General features: G+C 59.3%; 11 protein-coding genes. 6 read left to right on the forward strand and 5 right to left on the reverse strand.

The window, feature by feature from the left end:
- Positions 1-4 precede the first annotated feature (4 nt).
- The 3 genes from NF78_RS13545 to NF78_RS13555 all read right to left on the reverse strand — a co-directional run bounded on the left by NF78_RS13545 (position 5) and on the right by NF78_RS13555 (position 2,583).
- The gene (locus NF78_RS13545) at positions 5-535 is read right to left on the reverse strand and encodes a chemotaxis protein CheW (RefSeq protein ID WP_035987131.1); all 531 of its coding nucleotides are present in this window, start codon (positions 533-535) and stop codon (positions 5-7) included.
- Between the two features lie 76 nt (positions 536-611).
- Complete coding sequence (locus NF78_RS13550; RefSeq protein ID WP_035987134.1) at positions 612-977, reverse strand: response regulator transcription factor; 366 nt, start codon at positions 975-977, stop codon at positions 612-614.
- A 340-nt stretch (positions 978-1,317) separates the two neighbouring features.
- On the reverse strand, positions 1,318-2,583 hold the full coding sequence (locus NF78_RS13555; RefSeq protein WP_035987137.1) for a response regulator: 1,266 nt from the start codon (positions 2,581-2,583) through the stop codon (positions 1,318-1,320).
- Positions 2,584-3,567: 984 nt separating this feature from the next.
- On the opposite strand from NF78_RS13555, the gene hmpF reads away from it, so the two are divergent.
- Together hmpF and NF78_RS13565 are read left to right on the forward strand one after the other, a co-directional pair.
- On the forward strand, positions 3,568-5,319 hold the full coding sequence (gene hmpF, locus NF78_RS13560) for a pilus motility taxis protein HmpF (protein ID WP_035987140.1): 1,752 nt from the start codon (positions 3,568-3,570) through the stop codon (positions 5,317-5,319).
- Positions 5,320-5,377: 58 nt separating this feature from the next.
- A complete protein-coding gene (locus tag NF78_RS13565) occupies positions 5,378-5,584 on the forward strand; it encodes a hypothetical protein (RefSeq protein ID WP_035987142.1) in 207 nt (68 codons plus the stop codon).
- Between the two features lie 166 nt (positions 5,585-5,750).
- On the opposite strand, the gene NF78_RS13570 is transcribed toward NF78_RS13565, so the two are convergent.
- Entirely contained in the window at positions 5,751-6,092 is a 342-nt protein-coding gene (locus NF78_RS13570; protein ID WP_035987145.1) for a hypothetical protein, read from the reverse strand.
- Between the two features lie 232 nt (positions 6,093-6,324).
- Here NF78_RS13570 and NF78_RS13575 point away from each other — a divergent pair, with 232 nt between their 5' ends.
- Positions 6,325-6,534, forward strand: a complete 210-nt coding sequence (locus NF78_RS13575) for an RNA-binding S4 domain-containing protein (protein WP_035987147.1) — start codon at positions 6,325-6,327, stop codon at positions 6,532-6,534.
- Between the two features lie 183 nt (positions 6,535-6,717).
- Positions 6,718-7,167 (forward strand): DUF6918 family protein, encoded by a 450-nt coding sequence (locus NF78_RS13580; RefSeq protein WP_263970596.1) that lies wholly within the window; start codon positions 6,718-6,720, stop codon positions 7,165-7,167.
- 79 nt (positions 7,168-7,246) lie between these two features.
- On the opposite strand, the gene NF78_RS13585 is transcribed toward NF78_RS13580, so the two are convergent.
- Positions 7,247-8,845, reverse strand: a complete 1,599-nt coding sequence (locus NF78_RS13585) for a TM0106 family RecB-like putative nuclease (protein ID WP_263970597.1) — start codon at positions 8,843-8,845, stop codon at positions 7,247-7,249.
- Positions 8,846-9,208: 363 nt separating this feature from the next.
- Between NF78_RS13585 and NF78_RS13590 the strand changes: the two genes are divergently transcribed.
- Together NF78_RS13590 and NF78_RS13595 are read left to right on the forward strand one after the other, a co-directional pair.
- On the forward strand, positions 9,209-10,426 hold the full coding sequence (locus tag NF78_RS13590; protein ID WP_052050380.1) for an aminotransferase class V-fold PLP-dependent enzyme: 1,218 nt from the start codon (positions 9,209-9,211) through the stop codon (positions 10,424-10,426).
- Positions 10,427-11,087: 661 nt separating this feature from the next.
- Positions 11,088-12,224 carry a sensor histidine kinase gene (locus NF78_RS13595; RefSeq protein WP_081972612.1) on the forward strand — a complete coding sequence of 379 codons (1,137 nt, stop codon included), beginning with the start codon at positions 11,088-11,090 and terminating at the stop codon, positions 12,222-12,224.
- Positions 12,225-12,227: the final 3 nt, after the last annotated feature.

Below are 12,227 nucleotides of genomic sequence, written 5' to 3' on the forward strand. Positions count from 1 at the left end.
AAGCCTAGGTGGCCCAGCGGGCTGAACGGATAACAGCGACGTGGTCAAGCAGCCTGAGGGTTTTGTGGTCCTCCGCGTCCATGACCCATTCACCCCGCAAAAACGGTGCCATCGTATCGGGGCTGGTGTCAGATACCTGAGTCTTGTCTGGGTTGAGCCAGCGGGTGCCGACAATGCGGTTAACGGCCAAGCCTAGCATAGTTCCCTGATCTTCAATGGCGATGACCGAAATCTCAGGCCGATCGGTGTTGAGGACCGAAGAATAGCCGAGAAACTGGCCCAGGTCAGCCACCCACACGACCCGGCCCTGCTCGTTAAGGGTACCCAACAGCAGGTTTGATACGTTAGGAATTGGGGTAATGCGATCAGGGGGTTGTTCAATGATGCGGCGAATGCCGGTGGCGGGCAGGGCAAACTCGTCTTCGGCGGTGACAAAGAACCGCAGGAATAGCTCACCATCCGGTGTTTCCAGCTCCTGTAGCTCTGGATCTTGGTCTTGTCCAGTCTGGGTGAGAAAATCAGGATTGCCTACCATAGCACTGTTGTTCGTTGTCCCTCGGGTGATCGATCTGTTGCGGCGTTGCGGTTCTGGTCTGGTTGTGGCGGTCTGATTACGGTCTGAGCAGCTGCTTGACGGTGCCCACTAACTCGGTGGGCTGAAACGGCTTGGCGATGTAGGCGTCTGCCCCCTGCTTCATGCCCCAGTAGCGATCGAACTCCTCCCCCTTGGAGGAGCACATGACCACCGGCACGTGCTGCGTGGAGGGGTCGGCCTTAATCCGCCGACACAGCTCGTAGCCGTTCATGCGAGGCATGACAATGTCGAGCACAACCATATCGGGGCGCTGGCTCTGCATCTGCTCTAGGGCTTCCATGCCATCGTTGGCAACGGTGACGCTGAGGCCAATACCTCGAAGGAGTTCGGTAATCATTTCCCGCTGAGGAACGCTGTCTTCTACCACTAGAACTGTGCTCATAGGTTGAGTTAAAAGGCCTGCCTGCACGGCCAGAGATAAACCAGTAGCGAAGGTTTAGCCGCTACCGATGGCGAGGGTTTAGCGCAAAGGATGACGGCGTATAAACCTCATTCAAGTCCAGAAGCCGAGTCTTGCCGACGGGAAAACTCCAAACCTTTGAGCTGGACTCAAGATAAGCGATCGCTTCAGCCTCCAAACCTGTGACTCTAAAGTACCCTCAAACGCAAGGGATGCTGACGGTTTAGATAAATTAATCAATCCGGTTGTTTAGATTATGGCGAATCCTATCGGAATTGATGCAAAAACCCGATTCAGACTAAGGAATGTTACCGGAGGAGGCCTATCGGGGCAGGGAAGCCTGACTAAAGTCAATGTCAAATTCGTCTTCGATAGCTTCGGCCAGCAGGGTGTCGGGACGGGGGCGGTTAAGGTCTCCGGGGCCGACGTATTTTTCGACCAGGGCCAGCAGTTCGCCGGGGCCAAAGGGTTTGGTGAGGTAGTCGGTAGCTCCCACCATTCTGGCTTTGACCCGGTCTAAAAAGCCCTCTTTGCCCGTGAGCATAACAATAGGCGTTTGGCGAAAGGCGCTGGAGTGCCTGAGCATGGCGCAGAGCTCATAGCCGTCTAGCTCAGGCATGGTGATGTCGCAGAGAATCAGGTTGGGCTGGAGCTGAAACAGCAGGCCCAGGGCTTTGAGGGGATTGCCAATGGAGGTGGCTTCGTAGCCCTGACCGTCGAGGATACGCTCCACGGCCTGCCGAACGGTGGCGCTGTCGTCTACGCAGACAATGCGAGGCAGACGGTCTGGGCCAGGGAGTGGGGTACTGGGAGTTTGGCCCACCTCAGCCGGACTGTAGACCAGGCTGACTTGACCCTGCTGTAGGGCAGGCACCAGGCTACGGGCAACGCTGAGCAGATCTCGGTTGAGGTAGCGAGCGATGCGGCGAATGGAGGTCTTGCCGTCCATCCAGGTGTTCATGCGCTGGTACACCTGGTCGGATACGCTGGCGCGAAAGACCTCGGGGGCCAGCAGTACCGGGCACTGATCGGGCGATTGCAGGTGGGGGTGCAGCTGGTGCCAGGTCTGGATTTGTTGGGTGATTCCGGCCACCAAGTCGCCAATGGTGTGGGTCATTAGCTGGGGACTGAGGGCGGAACTTAGCTGAAAGACGAAGGCCCCGTGGTGCAGACTGAGGAGGTCAAACAGGGTCTCATGCACCATATGGCTAAGGATGGTGCGGCCCTGGTCGGGGCTGATCGCATGCTGCTCTAGCATGGCCCACAGGGTGCCGTACTCCAGGGAGTTAAAGGAGGCGATCGCGGCGGTGGTGCTGGGATCGGGCAGGGACTGGTCAATGCCGTAGCGGTGTAGGTGGTCGCGCAGGCGATCGAGCTTGTTGTCGGTCGCTCCGGCATACACCATCTGCCCATTGGCCAGAAACACCAGCCAGGAGGGTGGGACCGGGGCCATCAGGGCGCTGTCTAAGGGGTAGCTAGACGGCTGATTGCTGCCATAGCTCTCCACGTACAGCTCGCCGGTCCGCTGACCTAGCTCGATGAGCTGCAAAATGCTGCGAATATCAATTTCTGACAGATAACCCTGCATGAGGCAACCCAAGGAGGGGAACGATACCTGGCTGACCAGGCTATGGCGTGTGAGTTGGACTCAGCATGCCCTAATTAGAAGCCCGATTCTACCCTCTAACCCCAGGTCTGACGCCCTGAATCTAGCCTACGGCTCGAGCCAGCCAGTTCGGGCGAAGGGAGCCTCCAGCGGGGCAAGGGCTTGAGGTGCATTCGCTTCAAGGCAGGCAATGGGTAATCTCGTGGTTCTGTCGACTCGTGGTTCTGTCTAAATTGGGGCAGAAAAACTCGGGGCAGAGCACGGAGCGAGGCTGTGGCTGGACAGCCTCCCTTTTAAGTATACGCAGCTCGAGGTATTGCACCGGAAAACTGCCCCCGTCGATGTTCCTCAGCGCCTGATCTCTCAGCACTATTCTTGGGCATGCTAAGGACGGCCACCCGAGGCGGGGTATTTCTCCGCTGGGGTTGCCTACCCCCGTCTAACCAAACCAAAATTAGCTAAGATTCCAGTTAACTTTGGTAGCAGCGCCTGGGTTCGTGACCAGGCGATCGCCGCTGGCTGGACCCAGAGAGGTTGACACTGGGGGCGATCGTGGAGGGGGGAACCCCTCATCCTCTGATTTGGACCCAAACTGATTTGGACCCAAAACTTTGTCGTAGATTGTTATCGATAGGCTCAGGGTAAGGCTAGGATGAGCATGAAAACGGGACGCTTGATTGGTTTGAGCAGCTCTGCGTACGGCTGACTCTACGGGGGAGACCCTGCATTATGAGCCCCAGTCAGCCTCAGGGCAAATGGGATTCGATATGGCCTGAGAATCCATCAATGGTGTATTACAACACATCACGCTGGGACTTGAATGGTTTATGCAGACAGGCATCCTACCCTTGATGACGCCGGACTTAACCGCGATCGGTCCCCCCATTGCTCTTTGAGTCTTTAGAATTACTGCATCAGCTTTATTTTTTTTAGCGTTGACATTATTAAGCCACGAGGACCAACAGCGTGCTGTACCTAGCAGAAGTCCAGAAAAAGACCGGGTTTATTGGCAGCGGCAAGCCCGAGTTTAAGCTGCTTGCCTGCCAGCGCAGCGAGCACAGCTGGAGCACTGTAACCGGCGATGAGACTCTCGTCGCCCCAGATGACGCCTCCTATAATGCGGGTGCGCTGGTAATGGTGGAAGTCAGCGGCAACCGACAGGTTCAGCGCCACTACGAGGCGGGGCGGACCCTGACGAGCATCCTGCAAAATTTCTCAAATCTGAGCAAAAAGTCTAAAACTCAAGAGGAAGAGATCGAGCAGTGGAAGCAGTCACTGACGTTTCAGAGTCAGGAGCTAAATCGCCGTGAGCTGGAGCTAGAAACCCGCCAGGAGCAGGTGGAACAGGCCGAAGCCGACCTGGAGCAACTCGATGCTCAGCGCCAGGAACTCGAGCAGCTGCGCCAGACCCTTGAGCAGCAGCAGGAGGAGCTTACCCGTAAAAACCAGGATCTAGAGGGAGCCTGGGCCCACCTCAACGGTGAAATGCGTCGGCTTGAGGAACAGCGCGCCGAAGGAAGCTCCACTGCAGGCCTTGATTCAGAGCAGATTGCCACCCTACAGAGCGCCCTCAATCGGATCACCGAGACCGTCATGCCCCTGGAGGCGCTGCGCGATCCCCTCACCCATGCCAACGATGGTCTCAACTACCACCAGGGGCTGCTGGGGGAGTATCGTCAGTCCCTGGAAAACCAGCGCCAGGACCTGGAACAGCGCCAGCAGCAGCTAGACCAGCAGGCCAGCCAGCTGGAGCAGCGCTGGACCGACTGGCGGCAGGCCGAAGCCAGCTTGGTTGCCAAGCGGGAGGAGCTCAAACTGCGGCAGCAGGCGGTCAAGGCCCACCAGGAGCAGATTCAGTCGCTGTCGGATACGCTCCAGGCCCAGGTCAACCTGCACCAGAAAATCTACGACTTGCTCAACACAACGGACAAGGTACGGCTGAGCAAAAAGGTCGATGTGGCGGCCCTGGAGGCCATGGATCTCGAACAACTGCAAACCCTGGTTGGCGATTTAGAAAAAGACCTGGAGAAAATGTCTCGCTTTGTCTCCGACCAGGAGGAGGAGCTAGCCCTGGAGCAGCAGGCGATCGATGAGCTGAAGCTCAAAATTGAGCAAGCCAGCGAATTTGATCGCCTCCAGCTAGAAACTGAGCTGGAGGAGGAACAGGATCGCTCGCAGATGCTCAATGAAACCCTGGTGGGCCAGCGCCGCAACCTGCTGGAGCGGGAGGAGGTCCTGAGTCAGCACCAGGCTGTGCTGCGCCGACGGCAGGGCTTGGCGGTGGAAGAAGCGCCGGTCAGTGCCGTTGACCTGGAGCCACTGCTCAATACCATTGACCTGCAGCGCCAGCAGACCACCGAGGCGATTCAGGCCCTAGAAACTGAGATCAAGCAAAGCCAGGACAGCATTGGCCAACTCAAGCAGGACATTGAAAGCAGTGAAAAGGCCCTGGCCACCCAGCGCAGTGAGGTTGAGGGCTTTGAGAGCGACCTGCGCCAACAGCAGCGAGATTTAGCAGGCTTAATCGGTAAGCTTGCGGTTTGCGAAGAGTTGCTGAACCCAGCCCAGGAGAGTGTTAACGGGCTGAGACAGTCGTTGGACAATTTGGCGGGCGGAGTGACTAAACTACAGGAAGTTAACGACTACCAACTCCAGGCGATCGCGGAACTGCGTCAAACGGTAGCCAACGTGGGGGCTCCCTCTGTGGCTGCTTCCTGAGCCTAGGGCTGCTAGAGATGTTAGAGTCGGCTGGTGAGTTCGAGAGGCACAACTACGCATGATTTGGGTCAACGAACAAATTGATCCGTCAGGGATTATCTACTCCTGCATTGCCTGTAGCGATGAGGCGCAAGCCCAGGCGTGCCACCGTTCGTTTGAGGAGAATTTGAGCGAGGAGCAGCGGGCGGCGGGGTGGGTGGCTCAGATGCGCACCGTAGAAACCTGGGAAGAGGTACCCGTCAACGCACTCAAGCTGAGCTATTGATACCCTGCGGGTTATCTGCGGGTTAGCGATGGCCACGCTACTGCGGCAACGATCCTGCGGGTTGGAGGGGCTGGGCCTCAGGTGTTAAAGCGAGTTGGCGATGCAGGATAGGCGGCCTAGGGATGACTGCGGCCGAGGAGACGCCAGGTATATTTGGCTGGACCGATTAACGGCTGGACTGTCGCCACCGCCAGCGGCGATCGAGCAGGGTGCAGCTTAGTACCCGCACAGGATCTTGAGATTCGCCCGAAAAGAGGGCAAAATCTACAGGTCCCCAGGTACGCTCGGCCTCTTCGGCTAAGGCCAGCAAAAAGGGGTCGTCGAGGGCAATGCGGTGATCCAAACGCAGGGTGATCAGCGGTAAACCCCGATGCCCCGCCCCCGTGATAATGCCCCAATCGGACTGGTCTAACAGGGCCTGGAGCGACTGGCCGGCAGCATGGCGAAAATGCTCGAGTTGCGCTTGCTTTTGTCTGAGTTCTTGCAGGAGTTGGGGATTGCTCAACATCGTGCTTCTCCGCTGGTAGCAGTGGTATGAATCAAATCCAAGTTCAGAGGTGGAATTTTGCCGGGGGAAAAACTACAAATCCTTAGCTGGCCTTGGTATAGACACCCTTGCCTTAGGGTGCCTTACTTTGAGTGTAAGGGGCAGGTTAGCCTCTGGAGTTGAAGACTTTCTATTGGTCTGTTTCCTGCTCTACATCCCAGTATTCCCCGACTAGTATTCCCGGGATAGTGCTATGCCCAGTCTTGACTACATCAAGCTTGACCAGTTTTTGAAGCAAATGCAGGTGGTAGGTACCGGAGGCCAGGCCAAACTAATGATTCAAGCCGGAGAGGTGGCAGTGAATGGCGAAGTTGAAACCCGGCGTGGACGCAAGCTGGTGTCAGGCGATCGCGTCGAAGTCGATGGCCAAGCCTGGATCGTGGACTTGAGCCAGCTGGGCTAGCCCGAAGACGGTCGGACTGCATTTTGGTTAAGATGCCCTTGGCTCAGGTTCGGCAAGCCCGGGATGCTTGAGCAAAGTTTATCGTCTTGTTAAGCAATCTCGAATCTGCGGTGGGGAATGCTGATCTGGCTACCGGGCTACGGAAAATCTAGAGCAGTACAGGAAATTTTTATTCAGACAGGGATGGCTATGGGCTTAAGCGATATTTTGAATGACCAAGCGGTGAAAGCAAGCATTGTCAACGACTGCGCCCAGCTGATCGATCGCCAGGTAGCCGCCAAGGGTGGGCTAGGCGGTATGGCGCTCAAAGCGACCTATGGGGTGGTCAAAGGAGCCGGGCCGGGCTATATTCCTGGGGCGGTTGAGCGTATTTTGCCCGCGGTGGTAGATGCCCTGGAGCCGATGTGGGCAGAGGGCCTGCAGGCAGGGGATCCCGTAGCTCACCTGAGCCAGAACCAGGCTCAGACCGCCGAGGTGATCCTGGGGGTAACCGATCGCCGCATTGCCAACACCGACAACGGCCTGGTGCGTTCGTCCTACGGCAAGCTGCGCCAGTCGGTCAAAGGGGATGTGGAGGGGGCCGTACCCGGACTGGCCGAAATTTTAGGTGCCCACAGCTCGGTACCTCAGTAGGAGCGCTAAGGGAGCGATCCCCGCCGCACCCTGCCCCGCAGCGGTTTAGAGGACCATCGTTCCCAGACCGGGGCAGGCTTTAGCCGATGTTTTGGTAGAGCCTGTCCCAGTAGGGTTCGGCGAATTTTACCAACCAGTCTTTGATGTGATAGGTGGCGCGACAGTCGTCCTCGTTGTAGCGCAGAATGGCGTCCAGATAGCTGCGATCGCCCGTTTCGGCCCAGGCATTGTACCAGCAGATCGACTGCGCCCCGTTGGCCCCCTCGTCGCGCCAGTCAAAGCCCATCCAGCGGGCAATGTGCTTGAGGGCGTAGCTCTCGATGGGTAGGGTGACGCCGTCGGTAATACATTTGTGGACGTCAAAGAAGCGATCGAGCAGCGCCTCGGTGTGGCGGTGAGGGGTGCCGTAGAGCTGCCCTAGCTTCCGCACGGTTTGAGCCTCGTAGGGGCAGAAGTGGTAGATGGGCGCGTAGGGGTAACTGTGCACCAGGTCGAGAAAATCGTTCCAGGCCCGCCGCTCTTCGCGGTGGTTTTCGGCCAGCAGGGCGTGGAAGTTGGTCTCGCCCGTGCGGTGGTTGACCACCAGCACCCCGTGGAGGTAGATCAGGTTCTGGTCCGGGGCGGCTTCGATGTCGAAGTACAGCTCGACCTCGCCCTCGGGCAGGTCTTCGGGCCACAGCGGAAAGCCGTGGGGGGCGTGGGGGGCGCTGCGGGGAATGGCTCGGTTGCCGATCAGGGCCTGGGCCTGGTGCACCAGCTTTTCGGCCACCTGTTCGCCAAAGCCGGGCAGCGGAGCCAGATGGGCAGGGCTGGCCTGAGCTAGGGCGGCGACGGTAGTCAGGTGTTGCTGCTTGAGCAATTCGTAGCGGGCGGGGGTGACGCCGGGCAGCAGCGACAGGTGACGGGTTGCCTTGGCCTCGCTGTAGCAGTGGTTGAACCAGTGGCAGAGGTCGCAGCGGCTGTGGGAGATAAACAGTTCTGGGGCGACGGGCGATCGCAGGTCGATCAGGCAGTCATTGAGCACGGTTTGCAGCTTGGGCACCAGCCGCGCCAGATCGATGGTGTACATCTGGCCACCGCGCAGGGCCAGGTAGCTGGCCTGGGGCCACACTCCCTGCACGCGGGAGAGCACGTAGGCGTGGTAGGCCGCCACCACCTGGTAGTCGAGTTTGGGCTTTTTGCCCAGCTTAATATCAACGGGAACGTAGACCCAGTCGCCCCAGCAGGACCAGCCGGGCTGCTTGATCAGCAGATCGGGCTGGCTGACCAACTGCACCCCGTCCACCACCGCAGGGGCAGCCAGCACCCCCTGGCGAATGGCCTCAACCCCTTCGGCCATGAGGTCCAGGGTCGCTTTGGCTCCGGCGGCCCAGTCGCCAGATGGAAAATCGGGCCGGTAGAGGGGATAGTAGTCTTCGAGCACGCGCTCCCGGTGGGCCAGACTGTCCTGGCGCAGCTTGAGCAGGTAGTCGGAGGGGTGGTCCTGGCGATCGCGATCGCCGTAGAGGTCCAGGTAGGCCCGCCGACCGCAGCGCTGGTAGTGGAACAGCACGTCATCGGTGAGCCAGCGCATGGAGGGCTGAGTCTGGGAGCTTTTTAGCCCAGCCGCCAGCCTCAGGGGGCTTTCGTGGCCACCCCCTGGACTGGAATGCGATGGCAGGGGGGCACTAGCAGACAAAGCGAGGGGTTGGGCAGAGGTTAGAGAACAAAGAAACGCATGACTGATGCCGATCCATCGACTGCTGATCTATCGACGATGGCGTGCCGCTGGTCTGGCCAGGCATAACCCTATCCGCAGTCAAGAGCAACGACTTCTGTCGCTGACGGTTGACCGCACGGTTTGGACTTGAGCTGGGTCGAATGGAGCTGCCGTTCATGCCTGAGTTAAGCCTATAGGCCGATTTACAGTACCTACGCTCACCCTTAGCATGTTATACCCTATCGGGGAATTCCGGGGAAGGGGGACAGCCTGGGGTGGCCCGGTCGATTGGGCACAGGTGGTATAGGGTTGAAGGGAATCTTTAATCCGACACTCAACGACATGCAGTCTTTATTTGCGGCGGGGTTAGATAGTCTGCTGGAACATCGCCAATCGTTCCCCGCTTTGCTGGGCAAACAGTACTTTAACTACGGAGGTCAGGGGCCGATGGCCCAGGGCACCCTGGAGGCGATCGCGGCGGCCCACCGACGGGTGCAGGAACTGGGGCCGTTTTCGGCAGCGGCCAACCAGTGGGTGATGGCGGAGGCGGCCCAGACCCGCACGGCGATCGCCGCAGAACTGGGCACCACCGCCGACACCATTACCCTCACCGAGGATGTCACCGTAGGCTGCAACATTCCCCTGTGGGGGGTGGCGTGGCAGGCCGGGGATCACATTCTGCTGTCAGACTGTGAACATCCTGGCGTGATTGCCGCCGTGGCAGAGATCTGCCGCCGCTTTGGCGTCACCTATAGCACCTGCCCGCTGCTGGCCACGGTGAACGGGGGCGATCCAGCGGCGGTGGTGGCGCAGCACCTGCGACCCGAGACTCGCATGCTGGTGATCAGCCACATTTTTTGGAATACGGGGCAGGTGCTCCCCCTGGAGGCGATCGCCGAGGTCTGTCACCGCCGCCCCCAGCCGGTGCTGGTGCTGGTGGATGCGGCCCAGTCGGTGGGCGCGCTGCCGCTGGATTTGCCCGCCCTGGGGATCGATTTCTACGCCTTTACCGGGCACAAGTGGTGGTGCGGCCCGGCGGGGCTGGGGGGCCTCTACAGCCGTCCCGAGGCGATGGCGCAGATCTCCCCCACCTTCATCGGCTGGCGGGGGATCACCACCGACGCCAACGCCAACCCCACGGGGTGGAAGCCCAACGGCCAGCGGTTTGAGGTGGCTACCTCGAACTACCCGCTGCTGGCGGGACTGCGAAGGGCGATCGCCCACCAGGCCGAGGTGGGTACCCCAGCCCAGCGCTACCAGCGGCTGGTGGATCTCAGCCAGCGGCTGTGGGCGCAGCTCCAGGACCTCCCCTACGTTCGCACCGTACGTCAAACGCCGCCCGACTCGGGGCTGGTGTCCTTTTGGGTGCTGGAGCGCGGGGAGCCTTCTCCGGCCTGGCACAAGCGCCTGGTGGACGAGTTGGAAACCCAGGGGGTGTACCTGCGCACCCTGCAATCGCCCAACTGCGTGCGGGCCTGCACCCACTACCTGACCCTGGAGGCGGAGGTGGACGAGTTGGTGGCTGGTCTCAAAGCCAGGCTGAAACCGGAGCTGGACTAGTCTTGCCTGGCGGAGAGCGACCACCGTTGCCAGGGTGTCAGGTTCCAGACCTTAGGGGTGTCGGGTTCCAGGTATCAGGGGTGTCAGGTTCCAGGTATCAGGTATCAGGAATGATGGGCTGACTGGTGCCATCGAAGACTGGTACCGCTGGGCGGTATTCAACATTCAACGTTCAAAAATGCAACGTTCAATCAATGAAAATCGCTAGACTGTGGGTGTTGCAAATGTCCTGTACGCCGTTGCGCTGCCCTAGCGTATAACGGTGGTAGGCATCCACCAAAAGGATCCGACAACTCCAGTTGACCTGAAGCAGTCAGCCCAACTCTGCCCAAAGTGGTAGGGCGATCGCGGCAATTGCTACTACACTCTGCCTTTTGGTTGTTGAACCGACGGATTAGGCTGTCGTTAAATGAATTAATTGAAATTGTCCTAACCCAATCTTCCCTAACGGGTGGCATTGGGCTGACCTATGTCTACCTCATCGCCCAAGGGAGGCTGTCAGGTTGAATGTTCTTCTGGCCAAGCTGGGGTACTGTCCCCTGCTCATGGAGCGTTTTCAGCGGAGAAATTGATGGGACTGGCAGACTTCATTCTTGAGAATGTCGAGCTCATTCTGATGGAATGGGAGACGTTTGCGCGCAGCCTTGCCCCAGGCGCAACTATGACCAAGCTCGCCCTACGAAACGACGCTGAGGCGATGCTGCGAGCCACCGCGCGCGATATGAAAGTTGGCCAAAGCTCCGACCAGCAGACGAGCAAGTCGAAGGGGCAAGGCGGCGTTGGGGGTGAAGAGAGCGATCGCCTCGACCACGCTTCGGTCCTGCACGGTGCATCACGACTGGGCTCAGGCTTTGACATTATGGAGGTGGTCTCCGAATACCGGGCCCTGCGCGCCAGTGTGCTTCGCCTGTGGCGTGAGCACCGCCTAAAGCTCACCATCGACGACATCGAGGAAATCACCCGCTTCAACGAGTCAATCGATCAATCCCTAGCCGCCGCCGTGGGCAGCTACACGAGCCGGGTCGATCAGTCGCGCCGCATGTTTCTGGCCATCCTCAGCCACGACCTGCGCAACCCGCTCAACTCCATCACCATGGCGGCCCAGCTCATCTCACGCGCCTCAGGCGATGGCTCCGATTCAGCCAAAGCCCTGTCAATGATCGACACGAATACGAAGACAATCACACGGTTGATTAGCGACCTGATCGACTTTGCATCGACGGGGTTGGGCAGCGCGATGCCGCTGACGCCCGGTCCGACCGATTTGGAAAAACTCTGCCGCGAAGTCTTTGAGGAATTTTGCTTTGCCCACCCCCAGCACACGCTGCGCTTTCACGCAGAGGGCGATCTGACGGGCGACTGCGATGCGTCCCGGCTCCGCCAGGTTGTTTCCAACCTGATGGGCAACGCCATTCAGCACGGTTCTCCCGCAGGGCCAATCGACCTCTCGATCGCCTCAGAGGCATCAACCATGACTCTGAGCGTCCACAACGAGGGGCCACCGATTCCGCCGGAGATGCTGTCCACCATTTTCAATCCGCTGATGCGCCACACTCTGTCGGAAGCGACAGCCCCACGGGTGCAGGGCAGCATCGGCCTGGGGCTGTATATCGTGCGCGAAATTGTCGTTGCCCACGGCGGCACAGTGGAGGTGACCTCCACAGCGCAGGATGGCACCACGTTTACGGTTTATCTGCCGCGATCGCAGCCGGTAGAAGGCGATTGCCAGGCCGCGCACTCTCAGCTTGAAGGCGGCTTGAGGAATAGAGGCGCAGCCTCGCTCTGCGAGGGGGATTGACCA

The sequence above is a fragment of the Leptolyngbya sp. KIOST-1 genome (genome assembly GCF_000763385.1).
In the GTDB taxonomy this organism is placed as follows: domain Bacteria; phylum Cyanobacteriota; class Cyanobacteriia; order Phormidesmidales; family Phormidesmidaceae; genus Nodosilinea.

What these genes read in the sequence shown, in the direction of transcription:
- NF78_RS13570 (WP_035987145.1), bottom strand. Translation starts at nt 6,092, where the DNA reads ATGTTGAGCAATCCCCAACTCCTGCAAGAACTCAGACAAAAGCAAGCG.
- NF78_RS13575 (WP_035987147.1), top strand. Translation starts at nt 6,325, where the DNA reads ATGCCCAGTCTTGACTACATCAAGCTTGACCAGTTTTTGAAGCAAATG.
- NF78_RS13590 (WP_052050380.1), top strand. Translation starts at nt 9,209, where the DNA reads ATGCAGTCTTTATTTGCGGCGGGGTTAGATAGTCTGCTGGAACATCGC.
- NF78_RS13545 (WP_035987131.1), bottom strand. Translation starts at nt 535, where the DNA reads ATGGTAGGCAATCCTGATTTTCTCACCCAGACTGGACAAGACCAAGAT.
- NF78_RS13555 (WP_035987137.1), bottom strand. Translation starts at nt 2,583, where the DNA reads ATGCAGGGTTATCTGTCAGAAATTGATATTCGCAGCATTTTGCAGCTC.
- NF78_RS13550 (WP_035987134.1), bottom strand. Translation starts at nt 977, where the DNA reads ATGAGCACAGTTCTAGTGGTAGAAGACAGCGTTCCTCAGCGGGAAATG.
- NF78_RS13580 (WP_263970596.1), top strand. Translation starts at nt 6,718, where the DNA reads ATGGCTATGGGCTTAAGCGATATTTTGAATGACCAAGCGGTGAAAGCA.
- NF78_RS13595 (WP_081972612.1), top strand. Translation starts at nt 11,088, where the DNA reads ATGACCAAGCTCGCCCTACGAAACGACGCTGAGGCGATGCTGCGAGCC.
- NF78_RS13565 (WP_035987142.1), top strand. Translation starts at nt 5,378, where the DNA reads ATGATTTGGGTCAACGAACAAATTGATCCGTCAGGGATTATCTACTCC.